Origin of the sequence: Aliiglaciecola sp. CAU 1673, from assembly GCF_029223185.1 — a bacterium.
Classification (GTDB): domain Bacteria; phylum Pseudomonadota; class Gammaproteobacteria; order Enterobacterales; family Alteromonadaceae; genus Bowmanella.
Genome location: NZ_JARHUG010000024.1, coordinates 41,357 through 58,776, shown reverse-complemented (window position 1 = coordinate 58,776; position 17,420 = coordinate 41,357). Strand labels below are relative to the sequence as shown.

Here is a 17,420-nt window from a genome sequence, read left to right as displayed (position 1 = left end):
TCAATCACGCTTAAGAAAAAATCAGCCAATCCCATCAATAGGTAAGGAGCCACGGAAAACTCACTGGATGGCCCTAAAAAACAAAACCCCACCAAAATGGTGGGGTTTATCATCAATCTGAGGGACGCTAAGCGTCCCTTTTTTTATGCCGTTAGTTAACGCGGCCTCATCCCTTGTTTATTCCAATATGCTCATTTGTTGTCACAAATATGAAAAAATAATGTAAGAAAAATATCACTTTAAAACAGGTGGTTAGAGATAAATCTCAAAAGAGCAAAAACTCACCTATTGAACCATCGTCCACATTACCGTATCAAAGAAGGGTGGTCGCAATGACCACCTTGTGAAATAAACGGACGAGGTAACTCAATGAAAAGACAGAAGAGAGATAAACTTTCCCGTGCCCACTCAAAGGGCTATCAAGCTGGCATCTCAGGTCGATCCAAAGAAATTTGTCCCTATCAAACCATAGAAAATCGTTCCCAATGGCTAGGCGGATGGCGTGCCGCCATGGAAGATCGAAGTCTAGGATTAACTAGTCGCTGACGTTAACTTTATAGAAAAGCCCCAAAAAAAGGGGCTTTCGCATTTTTAGGTGAGGGCTAACGCACATCTGTCATGGCAGACATAAGTGCCCCGAGCTGCAGGTTAAAAAACAGCCTTAGAAACCACTGGTATCTTGGAATAAGCCCACTTTTAGATCTTTTGCTTCGTAGATCACGCGGCCATCAACTTCCACCTGGCCATCGGCCATACCCATAAAGAGTTTGCGCTTGATGACTCGTTTCATATCGATGCGGTAAGTCACCTTCTTAGCACTTGGTAAGATCTGCCCGGTAAACTTCACTTCGCCAACGCCTAATGCACGTCCTTTACCGGGACCGCCGGACCAACCCAGGAAAAAGCCCACTAGCTGCCACATGGCGTCTAAACCAAGGCACCCTGGCATAACGGGATCACCGGGAAAGTGGCACTGGAAAAACCACAGATCTGGAGAAATGTCCAGTTCGGCAATGATATGGCCCTTGCCATATGCTCCGCCTTCTTCACTGATACTCACAATCCTGTCCATCATCAGCATGTTGGGTGCGGGTAATTGGCTATTGCCCGGACCGAATAGCTCACCGCGGCTGCAGGCCAAAAGATCGTCTCTAGAAAAACTGGATTTGCTGATGGTCATAGTTTCTTCAATTAATTGTTGTAAATTCAGCGGCATAATTTAGCGAACAGCTGTTCGCTAAACAACTCTGTCCAGTCTGACATGATTTGATGACAGTTAGGTAACAGAGGTTTCCTCGCATCTAAAGTTAACTACCAAGGCAATCTTTTATGGGATCGATCAACAGATCCGTCACATCCACCAGGTTTGATGAATGGGGAATGGTGTTACAGGTGATAAGAGACTCAATGCCGGAGTCCATCAGTAATTGATCGCTTTGGTCTGCGAAAATTCCATGCACCGCCGCACAACTTGCCTGAGTAATGCCTTGTTCATGTAAGGCTGAAAGGCACTGTAACAATGTCTGACCGCTTGATATCACATCATCAATGATCACCGCGTGGTAGCCGCTGTATGCACTTAAATCGGGCAAGCTTACCTTGACCTTGCGATCACCACTTCTGAGTTTTTCTCCAATCACAAAGGGATGATCACTGTGCCTGGCGATATCTCCAACCCATTGCTCGCTTTCTGAGTCCGGCCCAACCAACAGCAAATTGGATTGGTTTTTAAAATGATTAGCCAAGGCTGGGGCTCCTGCCACTACTTTAGTTTTTATGGAATAGATCTCATCCAGGCTGTCGTAGCGGTGTAAATGAGGATCGATAGTCACCATATAATCCAAGTGATTGGACAGGCTTTTGGCAAAGATCCGGGAGGTGATGGCTTCACCCTCATGAAAACGAATATCCTGGCGCATATAGGGGAGATAAGGTACTACCAAGCCAATGCTACGCGCACCATATTCTCTTAATGTGTCAGTTAGATAGATCAATGGCAGATATTTGTCGTTGGGATGGGTCAGATCCAGTAAAATAATACAATCCCGATCTTTCACATCAGAGTGAAGCCTTAAGTAGCTCTCACCATCGGGAAATAATCGCTGCTCCAACCGTCCTTTTTCACATTCAAGTCGATTGGCCAGCCCCTGCTCAAGGGGATGGGGACGGGGACTAAATAGCAATGGGGGCAACATGACCATCAATTCTCCTCAATCACAAAGATGTCTGGGTTTTTTTGCACATATTCCAAGGCATACTCCAGTTCACCTTTGCTGTCACTGTATAGGGTGAATAATAGGTTACCTGCCACAACAGAGTCACCCACATTGCTGTGTAATTGTAATCCTGCACCAATCCCGAAAGGTGCCCCGGCAAGTTTAGCTACCTTGGCCAGCTTTCTGTTATCAATGGCAATGATGCGGCCTCTTTTTTCGGTGGCTTGATTGTACTGAAAATGTGCATTTGGAATGCTTTTTAAGCCACCCTGAGCGTCGATGATCCGCATAAACTGACGATAGGCGCCACCCCGCTGGAGGATGGCGGTAGCAAGCTCAAGACCTGCCTCAAAGCCGCAATCGCTGGCCATATCCAACAAATGAGCCGACAGCACCAGTGCACGTTCCCGTAAATCCATGGGCGCGTCTTGCTGATTTTGCAGCACCGCCAGCAGGTCTTTGGCTTCAAGTGCAGGCCCGATACCTCTTCCTACAGGTTTAGTGCCGTCAGTGATGATACAACGCACATTAATACCGCAGGCTCTGCCCACATTCTGAAATAAGCTGACCAGCCTTTGGGCATCATCGAGATTGCGAACTTTTGCTGTCGGACCTACTGGAATATCGATAAGTACATCGGTAGAGCCGATGGCAATTTTTTTAGATAAAACGGAGGCAATCAACTGACCTTCTCCATCCAAATCCAAAGCCCGCTCAATGCGGATCAGCAGATCATCCGCAGGGCTGAGATTGACCGCGCCCCCCCAAGTAAGGCAAGCGCCGGTTTGCTTTACCACCCGCTGAATATCTTCAAGGGCAAGTCGCACTCTGGTCAGCACCTCCATGGTATCTGCGGTGCCGGCGGGTGAGGTAATTGAGCGTGAAGAGCTCTTTGGCATGATGTAGCCGGCGGCACTGACGATGGATACGACTAATGGTGTGGTACGGTTGCCCGGAAGTCCGCCGATACAATGTTTATCGAAAACGCGCTTATGCTCCGGCCATTCAAGATGTTTACCGGCTTTTACCATGGCTTTGGTCAGGCCAATGATTTCTGCCTCGTTAAGACGTGAGCCTGCACATACACTTAAAAAACTGGCAATTTCTATATCAGCGTAGCGGTGTTGGCTGATATCCAGAATGATTTCTTCCAGCTCCTGCTCAGACAGCGCATTTCCAAAAACCTTTTTTCGCACACAAGACAAGGAGTCCACCACATCAGGGTGGGTAATTTCCACTTCCTCCAAGGGGGCTGGCGACAGTCGTTCCATCGCTATTCTGGAGAGACCCACCTGACCTTCAGCCAGAACATGCTTCTCCACAATGTTCAAGGTTGCCACTAATTCTTTTTTGCCGATGGTCAGCTTTACCCGGGAAGCAGCACTGAAACCCTCTGATTTACATACGTGGCAATCATCACGCATGTAAACCACCGGCTCCTGGTGGGTGTTTATGCCCATGTCCACCACTTTAAGGCGATTGGCTATTCGTTGTTCCATCTCTGTGGGATTCCATTTATTTTTGTATTAAAAGCCTAACACAGGCTCTTGGAAGTCTGTTGACGCCGATCATAAGCTTGTACCATTTTGGACTGTTCATGGATAGTATTGGCACTTAACATCAAGGAGAGCCGGTGGAAACCAATAATCCCAATGCCGAGAAGCAGCGTCGTTACCGCGAAAGGCAAAAGCTCAAAGGCAAGAAAGAGATCCGTGGCTATGCCAATGCCAAGGCTATGCAGTGTTATCAGGAACTGGCTGAAAAAAGTGGCTGGACCGACAGTGAACTGTTGAGTAACGCGTTACGAATTACCTATGCAGCATATCGCTGCGGACAGATAAAACTGCTGAATGAGTGGCTGAAAGAGCATAACCGCTAAACACGGCTATGCTCTTCTTGTCACTAAAAACTATAGGCTATCCTGGCATAGATAAAGCGACCGTCAATGCCGTAGGAGGAGAAGCCGGAATAGGGGAATATCTGGTTAAAGGTGCTGTTACCAATATTGCTTACAGTATCCTGCGGATACTGGTCAAACAGGTTATTGGCCCCCACTGCTATGCTAAGCTGCTCAGTTAGCTGATAGCCGACATCTAAATCGGTGATCCATTTTGCGGCCAATACTTCATCGGTGTCTGCGGTGCTTCCCGGATCTACTACTTCACCATAACGCGTAGCTCTTAGGGTAACAGACAGATCCTCCAAGCTGTATATTGCAGCCAGATTATACTTATTCTTGGGTGTGCCTTGCTCAAAGCGTTTAATTTCTCTGTCGGCAAAAACCTGATAACTGTCACCTAGTGACTGCAACTCAGGTGGATTCTCCTTGAGCTTGGTGACCTCAGTATCATTAAAGTTAAGCGCCATACTCAGGCTTATCTCTCCAAAATCATCCAGGTCCGCATCATAGGTGGCGACGACATCTATTCCTTGTGTCTCTGTGTCAATAGCGTTGGTAAAATAACGGGCGCTTTGTACATTAAGTTCTCCAGCCGCTTGCAATATGGCAACTACTGCCGGACCTTGAAGGTTCTCTGATAATACAATCCGGTCTTCAATCTCAATATGATAGGCGTCCAAGGTCAGGTTAAAAGCGTCCAACTCATAAACAAAGCCAAATGTGCCGTTTACCGACTCCTCTGCCTCTAAAGTTGTTGCACCTAAAGTAATTGCAGCAGGATCGTCTACAGGGAAATGACCAACTTCCCTTGGAATACCATTTTCAAATACTGTGGCAATGGATTTATAGCTGGTTTGCGCCAAAGATGGGGCACGAAAGCCGGTGCTAATGGCGCCTCTTAGGGCAAAATTGTCCGTTACCGCATATCGTGCCGCCAGCTTTGAGGTAAAAGTAGAGCCAAAGTCACTATAGTCCTCGTAACGCCCGGCAAGTGCCATGTTAAATACCGGACTCAGATTGGTATCAAATTCCACAAAAAGAGCTACATTATGGCGGCTTCTGTCCACTACACTTTCTGGTGAAAATCCTGAAAGTACTTGCGCACCCCCCGGGCCAACCGGATTACCATTTGCATCAAGCATGGTAATGTAGGAGGCCTCTTCTCCTTGGGTGATTTCGTAGTTTTCATGTCGATATTCGGCACCAAGGAAAACGAATACCTCTTCTTCAAATCCCCAATCTACTGCTGTATCGGCAGTAAAATTGGCCACTGTTTGAGCGTAGATCAGGCTACCATTTTCAAAGTCAGTGGGGCTTGATGCTCCCAAGGATGTATTAAGGCTGTCATGCACGCTAAAGGCAAAATCATTTTTGCCACGCACCACACTAAGATCCCAGTTCCAGTCGCTTGTTTCGCCTTTAAGGCCAAGAGTTAGCGAGTGATCTTGGACATCAGAGCCGATTTTAGGCAAGAAACCATCTGGATAAATAGAGGGCACATTGCGGCTGTCGTTGGCGCGCCGGTAAAAACCACCGGATAGGCCTTCCCGTTCGGCGTAGCTGCCAAAGGAATAAATCTTCAAATCATTGGCTAGATCCCAGCCGAAGTTATAAAAGAGTGCCATATCCTCAATGTCCGCTTTGCCGAAACGGTGGTTATAGCGATCAAAAGTGAGCTCACGGTCATCTAAGTCACCGTTTGCATCTCTGGCATAGTTTTCTCTGGGATCAAATCCAGAACGGTTGGTGGGTTGTCGATTTCTAGATTCAAAGGACAAGTTCAGGAACGCACGGTCACCTACTGCCAAACCATAGTTACCAGCAATGGTTGAGATCGCGCCATCATTGACTCTTCGGTCATCTCCAGTGGTAAAAACCAAGTTACCATTTGCATCAATGTCAATGTTGGTCAACTGAGGAACGCCTGCCATTTGGGAATCGTACTTACCATAGGTAGCGCTGAGATTACCGCCTTCGCCATCTTTTAATATGATATTTATTACCCCGGCGATAGCATCAGAGCCATATTGCGCCGCAGCACCGTCCCTGAGTATTTCAATCGACTTAATGGCGGAAGTGGGTATGTTATTCAAATCTACTGCGGAGGAGCCGCGTCCTACAGAACCATTCAGGTTAAGCAATGCCGAACTATGACGACGCTTTCCATTGATAAGTACCAAAGTGTGATCTGGTGCCAGACCTCGCAATACTGCAGGGCGGGCATGGTCGGTTCCGTCGGTAATTGTGGCCTGAGGATAGTTGAAGCTTGGTACCAATGTGCTTAACACCTGGCTCATTTCTAACTGCCCCGTGCTGACCATATCTTCCACCCTAATGATATCAATGGGGACAGTGCTTTCTGAGACAGTACGGTCATTCCGTCGTGAGCCTGTAACAATGATGCGTTCTGTAGATGCCTTATCGGCGTTAGATGTTTGAGATGTACTATCTGTTTGAGCCTCTGCTTGCATAGCTATCGCAGCAGACAAAATGGATAGGGGGAAAAGGTATAGAGTGTGACTTTTCATGATATTCCCTTTTTTAAGGCTGTCAGCAAACTAAAGCTAGTCGACAAATGGCGTATAAGGGAAATCGGAAGTCACAAACAAATATATTATGTGTTTGAAAAAAGCAGAATGAACAGGCTGTTAAAGATTTTTGCGTGGTTATGCGTAACTAGTTGGCGGGTTGCCTTTCCTCTTTTACCGATTCCTTTGTGGCGAAGGCGACCAGAGATTCCGATGCCTGCAACATTCGCCGTTGGAAATGCAACCTGCTGCTGAGAGTCTTAAGCAGGGGATCCAGTTGTCCTGAGGGCCACCTTTGAGTGACCGCCGCATGGATTACCTTATTGCGGATATTGGCGTACTCATTTTGTATGGTTAGCCAGTTTTCATCGACGGCAGCTTGATCATCACCAAATTGCAACTCGCTAAGCTTTTGTACCAGTGCCAGCCAGTCATCAAAGCCTTCAACGGGAGTGGGCAGTGTCATATCAAATCCCTGGGCTTCACGGTAGGTTTCCAGGGCTGCCTGTAATCGATGTAAGGCATTGAGACCATGCTCCAACTTGGCGCTTTGTGCCTTGGTCAGTTGGTTTTGACTGGCTAAAGTTATAAAGCGTTGCAAAGCACTGAGCCCTTCTGCAATCGGATCAAGATTGACAGGCTCTTTGGTCATAGGTAACGCCAGCAGCTTGGCTTGGAAGTGCTTAAGTTGCTGCTCCAGGGCTCGCAGCGCCAGGTCAGGCACGACCGCCAAGTTGCTGTCCACCAGCGGTTGCCCTTTGCTTTTAAACCACCCCATCAGCCATCTGGACAATTTGGGCTCAAAAGGCAACATCAACAACACGCCCAAAATATTAAAACCGGTATGAAAGATGGCCAGGAAAAGGGCCATATCATCAGGTTTAAGGTTCAGGTCACGTAACCAAAACAACAACACCAACAGTAGCAGCACGGCCACAACGGCAGTCATCAAGTTGAAAATCACATGGGCCGCCGCCAGGCGTTTGCCGTTATTGGTGGCACCTATAGCTGCAATCAATGCGGTAGTGGTGGTCCCCACGTTAGCACCGATTACTGCAGAGGAAGCGAGTTCAATGGTGGTCATGCCACTTGCTGAAGCGGTGAGGATGATGGCAATACCGGCGCTGGAAGACTGCGTCAGCACGGTCATCAGAAACCCCAGTGCCAGGCCTAAAAATAATGGAGATGCACCTATGTCCGGCAATTCACCTGAAGCGGGCGTTAGCCCCGCAAATGCGCCCTGTAATGAGCTAATGCCCATGAATAACAGGCCGAATCCGGCCAGCGCCATGCCTAATGATTGGGCCCTTAAGTTTGGAGCAAAGACCTTAAGTAAGGCGCCTATGCCAATCAAGGGCAGGGTAAAGGCAGAAATATCAAACTTAAAGCCAACCAATAATACCAGCCAGGCGGTGAGTGTGGTGCCGACATTGCTGCCAAATATCACCCATACCGACTGCGAGAACGTCATCAGACGGGCGTTAATAAAACCAATAGTGGCCACCGTAACGGCGCTTGAAGATTGCACCAGGCCGGTCACCATGAGACCCGCTAAGAAACCGCGAAGCCTGGTGCTTATCCATTTCCCCAAAAGATGTTCAAGGGCCTGACCACCAGCAATTTTAAGCCCCTCGGTCATCAGCCACATGCCAATCAGAAAGAGGCCTAATGCACCAAGAAAACTCATGGCCAGTTGAGTACTCAGCATGTTAGAACACCAAAGAATCGTGTTTGCTGGGAATTTCGACCCTTATCTGATGATCTTTGTAGAGTTTATCGGCAAGCATTTCTTGGGCTTCGGGCTCACCGTGGACCAACACAATCCGGGGTGTGGGCTTAAAACGGCTGGCCCAGCGCACCAGTCCTGATTGCCCGGCATGGGCCGAAAACCCACCCAATGTTTCAATTCTGGATTTCACTACAAATGGCTCACCAAACAATTTGATTCGCTTGGCGCCGTCAACCAGGCTTCTGCCGATGGTGCCCCTTGCCTGAAAGCCAACGAAAATCAGGGTGTTTCTATTATTCCAAATCCGTTGCTTAAAGTGGTGACAAATGCGTCCGCCATTACACATACCGCTACCAGCAATGATCAGGGCACCTTTGGTGATTTTGTTGATGGCGATAGAATCTTCCGGGGTGACCGCCAAAAACAGGTTTGGCAGGAAAGCCTCTAAAGGGGCTTTATGGTTGATGTCCAGATTCAAGGTGTCTTTCTCATCCAGTAATTCAATCCATTTGTCATACACATGGGTCACTTCAATGGCCATGGGACTGTCCAGAAATACCTGCCAGTTATCCAGTTTGCCCTGTTGATGCAGGCATCCGATGTAGTAGAGCAGTTCCTGAGTGCGGCCCACGGCAAAGGACGGGATCATTACATTGCCGCCCCGTTGCCAGGTTTCATGCAGGATTTGCTCTAGTTCTTTGAGCGTATCCATTTCTGTGCGGTGTTCCCGATCTCCATAAGTGCTCTCCATCACCAGAAGATCCGCGTGGGAGAGTGCCTCGGGATCGTTCATCAATACAGCATCGCGCTTGCCCAAATCGCCGGAAAATACCAGGCGTTTCGGATGGTCGCGCTCTTTGATATCGATCTGGACAATAGCAGAGCCGAGAATATGGCCGGCATCATAAAAGGTCAGTGTCCCGGTGCTTCCCAAGGTCTGTTTTTCTTCATAATCCAGGCCGACGCACTGTGAAAGCACTTGTGTCACGTCATTCATGTCATATTCTGCACGCAGTAGCTTATCTCCCCGACGGCGGCGCTTTACATTTTCCCGTTCAAGATCGCGAAGATATAGATTGGTCGAGTCTTTGAGCATGATCCGAAGAAGATCGGCGGTTGCGTGGGTGCAATAAATGGGGCCGTCATAGCCTTGATTAATGAGCCGCGGCAGCATACCGCTATGGTCAAGATGGGCATGGGAAAGCACCACGGCATCAATCTTCTTGGGATTAAAATCAAATTTTTCACGCTGCATCCTGTCGACGGTATCACCACCTTGGTGCATGCCGCATTCCATCAATATTTTGCCCAGTCCTTCGCTTTCCAACAGATAACAGCTGCCGGTGACTTCCTGCGCTGCACCGAAAAAGGTCATTGTAGCCATCTTGTTGTCCTTTAAAGACTTTTTTGATTCTTTGTAAAGCATTCTACTGGCAATTTAAGCTGCGCTTTGAGGTATTTGCCAGTCCTTTGACGTGGATCACTGTTCGCAAGCGGGGCAAAGTGCAAATGAATTTGCTCTTTCAAAATCCTGCGCGCTGCTAATCTGAACGGTAGGGAGGTGGCAATATGAATGCCCTGTTATTAGATATCAACGGCGTATTATTTGAAGATGACAAACCGCTGCCCGGAGCTGTTGAGGCAGTGGCGAGGCTACAACAAAGCGGAATGGTTCTCAGGTTCATCACCAATACCTCTCAGATCAGCAGCGGCGTATTGTTGCGACGGTTACACACCATGGGCTTTGAGATCCACGAACAGCAGCTATACAGTGCAGTGGATACCATTTTGGACTATCTGCAACAAGGCAGTTTGCGCGCGTTTTGCCTGGTCCATCCTAACCTTGATGAGCTTCTTACTCCCTATCAGGCTGGTCCTGAAGAGAACGTCGACGCGGTGATAGTGACAGATGCGGCTGAACGCTTTGATTATGCATGTTTGGACAGGGCATTTACTCATCTTATGGAGGGGGCAGAGCTAGTTGCTATTGGTGATAACCGCTATTTTCGTCGGCAGGGAAGGCTGCATCTGGATGCTGGTCCCTTTATTCATGCCCTTGAATACGCCGCTAACTGTAAGGCAAAAATGATGGGAAAACCGTCACCGGCATTTTTCCAGTCAGTACTGCAAAGTGCGGGGGTAAAGGCGCATGAGGCCATGATGTTTGGTGATGATGTTAATGCCGATATCAACGGTGCCATCAACGCCGGGCTTAAAGCCTGCCTAGTAAAAACGGGGAAATACCAAAAAGGGGACGAACAAGATTTGAGCAAAGGAGCTCTGGTTGCAAATAATTTGAGTGGAGCATTAAGGCTACTGAATATCTGAACCACTTTGCCGATAATAGAGGCAGCGGTCTTTTGCTTTTTATAAACATGCTAAGTCTGTGAATGTACTACACTTTCCAATATGGAAGAGTGCATTTTCCCGGTGCCAGGTCAAAAGCATTGTTAGTCTGGCCTGAACACTTGTCCTTGGTTATGTCCTATCCACCCCTAACGCTGAGTATCTATGAAAGCGCTGATATTGGGTATTTCGAAAACGTTTCGTCAAATTCTCCAACAGGCCTTGACGGAGATGGACGTTAAAACCGTTGAAGCTACCAGTGAACAAGAAGCCTGGCAGAAATTAAGCACTGGCTGGTTTGATTTTTTGATATTGGAGTCCCAGTTACAGGATACGTCAGCCTTGGAATTTTGCAGGCGATTTCGGGCGAAATCCTCCTATCGGCTCACGCCAGTATTATTGATGCTCGGCGAAAACTCCAAGATCCTGATGCATCAGGCGTTAAATGCGGGCATTACCGAAGTCTTCCAAAAATCAAAAATGGAGCGGATCCAGGATACGTTGGGCCGCTTTGTCAGGCGTTTACATAAAAAAGGCAAGGGCAGGGTATTGCTGGTGGAAGACAGCGCGACCACCGCCGCAGTGCTGACAGAACTGCTCACCCGCCTGCACTTGAGAGTGGATACTTTCGATAATGCCGAGGCCGCATTGCTTGCCATTGCTGAACAACCTTACGATCTGATTGTGTGCGATATTGTGCTTGCCGGAAAAGTGACTGGTTTAGGACTGGTTGAGGCCGTCAGGACCATGGAAGGGGAACAGTGCCGCACACCAATATTAGGTCTGTCCTCACTTAATGATACCTCTAGTAAGATTGAAATGCTTAAATTAGGGGCCAATGACTATGTGCCCAAGCCGATTATTGAAGAGGAATTTCAAATCCGGGTGAGCAATTTGATCAGCAATAAGCAGCTCTTAGAACAATTACAACAGCAACGTCAAGAAATTTGGGAATTCAGCGTGCGTGATCCCCTCACAGGGCTGTATAATCGCCACTATCTGTCGGAAGTGGCTGAACAGTTGATCAGCAATATGCATAGACGGCATGAACCATTGAGCTTGTTAGTGGTAGATGTAGATCACTTTAAAAGTATCAATGATACCCTCGGCCATGACACCGGCGATCTGGTGCTGGTGGCGGTGGGGGGAATGCTCTCTGGCGCTATCCGTCAGGAAGATGTTGCTGCGAGATTTGGGGGAGAAGAGTTTGTGATCATTTTGGCAAATTGCGCTGGTCAATACGCCAAGATCAGAGCCAACGCCATATTGGATGAGTTACGGTCACTCAACCCGCAAGGGGTGAAAGTAACGGCCAGTATCGGTATTGCGACCGCTATTCCTCCAAAACGTTTCAGCTTCACCGAATTATTCAAAGCTGCTGACCAGGCTTTATACCAGGCAAAGCATGGCGGCAGGGATCAGGTAGTACTTTCCCATCATGTCTAAGTTCCTTATTAAGCAGTTTGCCGGCACCTTGGCTGCGGTCAGTTTTGTGCTGTCTAAGACGGTGATCGCCGGGCTCTATCAATTGCCCACGCCGGACACTGATATTGTCGGCGAGGTCTACAAAGTCGTTGTCCAGGATAGCGAAACGCTGGTGGATATTGCCCAGCGCAATGGCTTAGGGTTTAACGAGATCCTGGCCGCCAACCCAGGTGTTGACCCTTGGTTACCGCGCAAAGGTTCAGAGATCGTTATCCCTGCACGCTTTATTTTACCCCCGGGTGAGCGTAAAGGCGTGGTTATCAACAAAGCCGAATATCGTTTGTACTACTTCCCGGAAGGCAAGGCAGAAGTGGTGACGTTTCCCATCGGTATTGGTAAACAGGGTTGGGATACTCCTACTGGCGTCACCAGCATTACCGCTAAACGGGAAAACCCAACGTGGACTCCGCCGCAATCTGTGCGCGCCGATCGTCTCAGCCGTGGCCAAACACTACCTGCTGTTGTGCCTCCTGGCCCTGACAATCCGCTCGGAAAGTTTGCCCTTAACCTGGCGATGTCAGGGTATTTAATTCACGGCACCAATAAGAACTTTGGTGTAGGAACAAAAATTAGCGCAGGCTGCATAAGACTCTATCCAGAAGATATCGCTCAGATGTATAATATGCTGCCTGTTGGCACTCCGGTCAGGATCATCGATGCCCCAGCCAAAAGTGGTTGGTTAGGTGATGAGCTTCTGCTGGAGGTTCACAGTTTTAATGAGCAAGTGGGGCAGGGGGAGAGTAATCTGACTCCGATTGTCAGCGCTATTGTAGATGCCAAGAAAGACCGCGAGCTGGTTATCGACTGGGATAAAGCCCTTGCATTGGGTAAAACTAGTCACGGAATGCCGGTTACCATCGCCAGGCCTGCAATGCCTAATTTGCGAATAATTGGACCAACACGTTGATCAATAAGGCAGTTTTGCCTATTTTATTGTTGAACCTAACTAAGGAGAAAACCCAAATGAACTTTCGCAACTTGACTGCCGCACTAGCTGTAATGGGCGTTGTAACTCTGAGTGGCTGTGCTAGCAGCGACCTGCAGAAGCAAGTAGACCAACTGCGTAGCGACGTAAACGCGCTGCAATCTCAGGCTTCTGGTGCCATGTCTAATGCCCAGTCAGCCCAGAAAACTGCTGACATGGCCATGAGCGAAGCTAAGAAAGCTCAGCAAATGTCCATGGACACTGAAGAGAAAACTAAGCGTATGATGGACAAGTGCTGCGGTAAATAAGCCCGGCCTGACCATCTGTCAGATTCAAAGAGCCGCAAATGCGGCTCTTTTTTTTGCCAAAACAAAATGTTGATTCGTATCAATAGAGATTTTCCTTACAAAGGCTAAAGTCATTTTCGTGACGACAACCAACTAGGGAAAATCATGAATATCGATAAAAAAGAGCTTAACGATCTGATGGAGCAACTCAAGCAACATCGGGATGAGTTAAATGTAAAGCTGCACCTCGGCAAGGCCGAACTCAAAGACGAATGGAAAGAGGTCGAGGCCAGATATGAGACAATGCAGAGTAAATATAAGGCGTTAAAGAAAGACACCGCCGAATCCTCAAAAGAGATCGGTGCCGCTTTGTCGCTGGTGGCCGATGAAATCGGCGAAGCCTATCAACGTTTGAAAAAGCGTTTACAGGACTAGCCCTGTACTTTCCCGACCAAGCCCGGCCAATTGCCGGGCTTGCTGTTTTATAAGGTGGTTCTCACCCAGGGCCATGCAAATGCAGTACAATGCAGGCAATTGATACAAAAAGGAAAGTTCAAGTGGCCTTGCACTGGTTTCCGGGGCACATGCATAAAGCCCTGAAAGAAATTAAAGAATCTTTACATCAGGTAGATATCCTGATTGAAGTACTGGATGCACGTATTCCTTATTCCAGTGAGAATCCTGAGATCGCCAGGATCCGCGGTGATAAGCCTTGCCTGAAAATCCTTAATAAGTTCGATTTGGCAGACCCTGACATTACAGCCCAGTGGCAAGCCCATTTAGAAGCAGAGCGGGGCGTGACCACCATCACCACCACTAGCGGCGATCCGGCTAACACTAAAAAGATCATGGAACTTGTTCGCAGCCTGTTCCCGCAAAGAGAGGGTTCGGTAAAGACTATCAATGCTATGATCACCGGCATTCCAAATGTGGGTAAATCCACCCTTATCAATATCCTTGCCGAGCGTATTATTGCCAAAACCGGCAATGAGCCGGCGGTCACCAAAACCCAGCAGCGCATCAACCTAGGAAGCGGCATAGTGTTGTACGACACCCCAGGGGTACTGTGGCCTAAGGTGGAAAACCCCCATTCCATGTACCGGCTGGCCGCCTCTGGTGCAGTCAAAAACACCGCGATGGAATATGACGATGTGGGTTTTTTTGCCGCCGATTACCTGATTAAGGCCTACCCACAGCGTATGCAAGAGCGCTTTAAACTCGATGAACTGCCCGAAACCGAACTGGAATTTTTAGAAGCGGCAGCCAAGAGTCGCGGCGCCATCATGGCCGGTGGCCGAGTCAATCTGCATAAGATCTGTGAAGTGCTGTTAAATGAGCTGCAATCAGGCAAGCTAGGCCGCATCAGCCTGGAAACCCCAGAGATGATTGCCCGGGAAAAAATCGAAATGGCCGAGGCCGCGGCCAAAAAAGCTGAAGATAAGGCCAAGCGCAAACAAAAATTTAAAGCCGGTTCGGCTACGCCGGATAGGCAGGATCGTAAGGAAAAACGTACCGATAAGCGTGAAGAGCAAAGCCGACGGATGAAGCAGGCGAATAAGCAGAAGTGAGGCATTGAGACGCATAAAAAAATGTAGCCAGAAAAAGTGGAGATATGCGTTCTGTTGTTTTGATTTGGTAGCAAACGTTTGGTATGTACCGACAAAGTAATGGAGCAACGGGAGCTACTTGAGGAAAAAATCTCAGCTTAATTGATTTTTGTGCCACAACCCCAAAAACTAAAACCCCTCCAGATCGGAGGGGCTCTTTCTATAACTTTAAACTATCAGGTTGTTTAAACGTTACGGCGTCTGGCAGCGAATGCCAGACCAAATAGTCCAAGACCAACAAGAGCCAAGCCAGATGGCTCAGGCACGGCAAAGGAAATGGAGCCGTCATGCTTGCCAGTCAATGTAAAAGTACCGTTTTTGTTGTTAACAATGGTTGTTTTTCTGGGATCGGTATTGAAATCAATGTCTGTCAAAATTTTGGTCATATTGTTGGCGTAGCTAGCAAAACTTCCACTTTTGAAGTTGAATACATCACCGGCTGCAACACCATTCACTTTCCCACTTCCGAATGAGGCGATTTCCCCTTGAATAGAGGGACCACCAAAACTATTCAAGGTGCTGTTCACGTCGACGGTAAAAAGCTTAATGAATTGTGCAGTAGTAGTTGTCGTTGCATCGTAGTAAAAAAAGCTGACAGTGCCGGCGTTATAACTTACCGGCAAGCCTTGCGAAACCCCACCCAACAGGTTACCTAGCAGTTTAAACTGAAATGTTATGCCCCATTGGCCATAGCCATTCTTACTTGGGCTGTTGGGGTCAAGCACATTCTGTTGTGCGCTGAATCCGCTTACTCTGTTGGTGCTAACCGAACTCACTTTGCCATTTACAAATCCACCAGTGGAGACAACGGCGTCACCGGCTGACAGGCCATTGTTGTCATTATCAAAAACGGTCGTTACAGACGAATATAGATATAGCAATTCATCGAGCCAACCGGTTGTGGTTTTCCCGGCGGCCTGAGCGTAACCATTATCTCCAAAATCCTTGCCTACATTGATGTAGAACTGATCAGCCACTGCTACTTGAGCGCCTGCAAGCAGGAAAGCTCCAAGAGCAAAAGACTTAAATCTCATGATTTACTCCAAAAATACGAACCATGGCAATAGCGCCTTCCTTATCATGCATTAGTTATGCCTTGAATATATCTCATTGAAATATATGAAAATAAATGATTTTTGGCGTAATAAAGCAGGGTGAAGAGTAAAATATGCTGACATCGCGTGTTAAATAACGTGATTTGGTGTTAATTATGTTGTCGGTATGGGGTCTGATTTGGGGCAGCTGACACAAACATTGAGCTATTTGGTCTATTTATCCGGGGATTCTATGGCTTATTAAAAAGGCGCTCCAAAATTGGACCGCCTCTTTGCATTTTCGCTGTCGCTGACAGCGTCTAACAACACTTTGCCTTACTTGGCTCTCTCGCTGGGCACTGGCTGTCCATACTTGGGCGAGCGGGGACCATACAAAAGGCCATTATGGCCTTCGGAGGAGAGCAGTCTGGCGCTGGTAATGGCAGCGATATCAAACCCTCTGTCTGCTACGGTTTCAACAATCTGATTCACCGCGGCTTCCACTAACATGCCGACCAAGCCGCCACCGTTGCTGCTGCGAGTCTCTGCCGATGAGGCCCTGGCTTTGTCCTGCCATAAGACGGTGCCACTGCGTAAATCCACCAAGGTTGCGGAAACGGTCACCACGGTTTCACTGGAAATTACTACATAGCTGGTTCCGTATTCTTCGATAGTCATATACAGCGCGGCGTCAGCACCAAAAATCTCATACAACTTGCTTACCGGTACCGTATGTACATCGTTAGCGACGGTTAACCCATTGTTTTTAAAGGTTTGATCAACCAACGCCACCGGGAATACGTAATAACCCGACTCTGCGATAGGGGCGCTTACTTGTGACATCAGACTATATGGGGCAATCACTTCCGCAGAATTGTTCACCGGAGGCAGCACCAGGATAGAGTGAGGATTTGCCTGTCTGAATGCCGAGTAATCGTGTCCCGCTGGCGGACTGATACAGCCACTGATCGTCATAACGGCGGCAAGCACTAAGAGTATTTTTTCCATGCGCATTTTAAGCTTCCTTCTTAGACTTCAACAGAAAATCGATATATTGGGCAGACTCAGGAAATAGCAATTTTTCCTGCTCCAGATGTTGTGTACCCAGATCAGCATTGCCTGTCTCAAAATACAGCATGCCAAGATGCGCATGAATGCCAGGGGCAACCGTTTTGCTATGTGCAGCTGCTTTTTGAATCACTTCCTGCAACATACTAATTTGCTCTTCAAGAGTGACATCTTCAGCTTTGAAGTAGTTGTAAACGGCTTTGTTGTATTGACCGTGATAATAGAGTGGCTCGGTGGTTTTACAGCCAGTAACAATCACGGCAATCAAGGCCGTTAATAGAAGCTTTTTCATTGA

17 protein-coding genes are annotated in these 17,420 nt (G+C 47.9%); 8 read left to right on the top strand and 9 right to left on the bottom strand.

Annotated features, from left to right (window positions below):
* Positions 1 to 369 precede the first annotated feature (369 nt).
* On the top strand, positions 370 to 546 hold the full coding sequence (gene rmf, locus P2G88_RS18350; RefSeq protein WP_275798708.1) for a ribosome modulation factor: 177 nt from the start codon (positions 370 to 372) through the stop codon (positions 544 to 546).
* A gap of 115 nt (positions 547 to 661) precedes the next feature.
* Here rmf and fabA read toward each other — a convergent pair whose 3' ends face one another.
* The 3 genes from fabA to P2G88_RS18335 form a co-directional block, all read right to left on the bottom strand.
* Positions 662 to 1,180 (bottom strand): 3-hydroxyacyl-[acyl-carrier-protein] dehydratase FabA, encoded by a 519-nt coding sequence (gene fabA / locus P2G88_RS18345; protein ID WP_275798706.1) that lies wholly within the window; start codon positions 1,178 to 1,180, stop codon positions 662 to 664.
* A gap of 127 nt (positions 1,181 to 1,307) precedes the next feature.
* Positions 1,308 to 2,201 carry a ribose-phosphate diphosphokinase gene (locus tag P2G88_RS18340; RefSeq protein ID WP_275798704.1) on the bottom strand — a complete coding sequence of 298 codons (894 nt, stop codon included), beginning with the start codon at positions 2,199 to 2,201 and terminating at the stop codon, positions 1,308 to 1,310.
* On the bottom strand, positions 2,201 to 3,715 hold the full coding sequence (locus P2G88_RS18335; RefSeq protein WP_275798702.1) for a thymidine phosphorylase family protein: 1,515 nt from the start codon (positions 3,713 to 3,715) through the stop codon (positions 2,201 to 2,203). The genes P2G88_RS18340 and P2G88_RS18335 overlap by 1 nt, the downstream gene beginning before the upstream one ends.
* Before the next feature lie 134 nt (positions 3,716 to 3,849).
* On the opposite strand from P2G88_RS18335, the gene P2G88_RS18330 reads away from it, so the two are divergent.
* Positions 3,850 to 4,095 carry a hypothetical protein gene (locus P2G88_RS18330; protein WP_275798700.1) on the top strand — a complete coding sequence of 82 codons (246 nt, stop codon included), beginning with the start codon at positions 3,850 to 3,852 and terminating at the stop codon, positions 4,093 to 4,095.
* A 23-nt stretch (positions 4,096 to 4,118) separates the two neighbouring features.
* Here P2G88_RS18330 and P2G88_RS18325 read toward each other — a convergent pair whose 3' ends face one another.
* The 3 genes from P2G88_RS18325 to P2G88_RS18315 all read right to left on the bottom strand — a co-directional run bounded on the left by P2G88_RS18325 (position 4,119) and on the right by P2G88_RS18315 (position 9,757).
* On the bottom strand, positions 4,119 to 6,587 hold the full coding sequence (locus tag P2G88_RS18325; protein ID WP_275798712.1) for a TonB-dependent receptor: 2,469 nt from the start codon (positions 6,585 to 6,587) through the stop codon (positions 4,119 to 4,121).
* A 205-nt stretch (positions 6,588 to 6,792) separates the two neighbouring features.
* Complete coding sequence (locus tag P2G88_RS18320) at positions 6,793 to 8,352, bottom strand: Na/Pi symporter (protein ID WP_275798698.1); 1,560 nt, start codon at positions 8,350 to 8,352, stop codon at positions 6,793 to 6,795.
* A gap of 1 nt (position 8,353) precedes the next feature.
* Entirely contained in the window at positions 8,354 to 9,757 is a 1,404-nt protein-coding gene (locus P2G88_RS18315; protein WP_275798696.1) for an MBL fold metallo-hydrolase, read from the bottom strand.
* A gap of 185 nt (positions 9,758 to 9,942) precedes the next feature.
* Between P2G88_RS18315 and P2G88_RS18310 the strand changes: the two genes are divergently transcribed.
* The 6 genes from P2G88_RS18310 to ylqF all read left to right on the top strand — a co-directional run bounded on the left by P2G88_RS18310 (position 9,943) and on the right by ylqF (position 14,984).
* On the top strand, positions 9,943 to 10,701 hold the full coding sequence (locus P2G88_RS18310) for a TIGR01458 family HAD-type hydrolase (protein ID WP_275798694.1): 759 nt from the start codon (positions 9,943 to 9,945) through the stop codon (positions 10,699 to 10,701).
* A 183-nt stretch (positions 10,702 to 10,884) separates the two neighbouring features.
* Entirely contained in the window at positions 10,885 to 12,165 is a 1,281-nt protein-coding gene (locus tag P2G88_RS18305) for a diguanylate cyclase (protein ID WP_275798692.1), read from the top strand.
* The gene (locus P2G88_RS18300) at positions 12,158 to 13,111 is read left to right on the top strand and encodes a L,D-transpeptidase family protein (protein WP_275798691.1); all 954 of its coding nucleotides are present in this window, start codon (positions 12,158 to 12,160) and stop codon (positions 13,109 to 13,111) included. The genes P2G88_RS18305 and P2G88_RS18300 overlap by 8 nt, the downstream gene beginning before the upstream one ends.
* Positions 13,112 to 13,167: 56 nt before the next feature.
* On the top strand, positions 13,168 to 13,437 hold the full coding sequence (locus P2G88_RS18295) for an Lpp/OprI family alanine-zipper lipoprotein (RefSeq protein ID WP_275798689.1): 270 nt from the start codon (positions 13,168 to 13,170) through the stop codon (positions 13,435 to 13,437).
* Between the two features lie 144 nt (positions 13,438 to 13,581).
* Positions 13,582 to 13,851, top strand: a complete 270-nt coding sequence (locus P2G88_RS18290) for a hypothetical protein (RefSeq protein ID WP_275798686.1) — start codon at positions 13,582 to 13,584, stop codon at positions 13,849 to 13,851.
* A gap of 122 nt (positions 13,852 to 13,973) precedes the next feature.
* On the top strand, positions 13,974 to 14,984 hold the full coding sequence (gene ylqF, locus P2G88_RS18285; protein WP_275798684.1) for a ribosome biogenesis GTPase YlqF: 1,011 nt from the start codon (positions 13,974 to 13,976) through the stop codon (positions 14,982 to 14,984).
* 224 nt (positions 14,985 to 15,208) lie between these two features.
* Here ylqF and P2G88_RS18280 read toward each other — a convergent pair whose 3' ends face one another.
* The 3 genes from P2G88_RS18280 to P2G88_RS18270 all read right to left on the bottom strand — a co-directional run bounded on the left by P2G88_RS18280 (position 15,209) and on the right by P2G88_RS18270 (position 17,417).
* The gene (locus tag P2G88_RS18280; RefSeq protein WP_275798681.1) at positions 15,209 to 16,057 is read right to left on the bottom strand and encodes a PEP-CTERM sorting domain-containing protein; all 849 of its coding nucleotides are present in this window, start codon (positions 16,055 to 16,057) and stop codon (positions 15,209 to 15,211) included.
* Positions 16,058 to 16,393: 336 nt separating this feature from the next.
* Positions 16,394 to 17,071 carry a DUF799 domain-containing protein gene (locus P2G88_RS18275; protein ID WP_275798679.1) on the bottom strand — a complete coding sequence of 226 codons (678 nt, stop codon included), beginning with the start codon at positions 17,069 to 17,071 and terminating at the stop codon, positions 16,394 to 16,396.
* A gap of 1 nt (position 17,072) precedes the next feature.
* On the bottom strand, positions 17,073 to 17,417 hold the full coding sequence (locus P2G88_RS18270) for a DUF4810 domain-containing protein (RefSeq protein WP_275798677.1): 345 nt from the start codon (positions 17,415 to 17,417) through the stop codon (positions 17,073 to 17,075).
* Positions 17,418 to 17,420 lie beyond the last annotated feature (3 nt).